Raw genomic sequence first — 561 nt, forward strand, 5'->3', positions numbered from 1 at the left:
GACCAAAGCCGCATTTGAAAACGCGATGGCACTCGACATCGCAATGGGCGGTTCGACCAATACGGTGTTACACCTTTTAGCTGCAGCGCAAGAAGGTGAAGTCGATTTTGATATGACGGACATCGATCGCATGTCTCGCCAAGTACCACACCTTTGTAAAGTGGCTCCTTCAACGCAGAAATACCACATGGAAGATGTACACCGTGCGGGTGGCGTTGTCGGTATCCTTGGTGAACTGAACCGTGCAGGTCTGCTGCACAATCAGTCTAAGACCGTACTAGGTCTGACTTGGGAAGAGCAGCTAGCCAAATACGACATCATGCTGACCGATTCAGAAGAAGTGAAATCATTCTACCGTGCAGGCCCTGCGGGTATCCGCACCACACAAGCATTCTCGCAAGATTGTCGCTGGGATACCCTCGATAATGACCGCGCGGAAGGCTGTATCCGCACCAAAGAAAACGCGTTTAGCCAAGATGGCGGCCTTGCCGTTCTGAAAGGCAACATCGCGCTGGATGGTTGTATTGTGAAGACTGCTGGTGTGGACGAAAGCATCCTGAA

The 561-nt window shown here is 51.7% G+C and carries 1 protein-coding gene; it reads left to right on the forward strand.

Features of this window, described 5'->3' with window-relative positions:
• Positions 1-561, forward strand: a 561-nt coding sequence (locus R7040_RS28880) for a dihydroxy-acid dehydratase (RefSeq protein ID WP_318097954.1), incomplete at both ends; no start/stop codon positions are given.

The sequence above is a fragment of the Vibrio sp. 1069 genome (assembly GCF_033340555.1).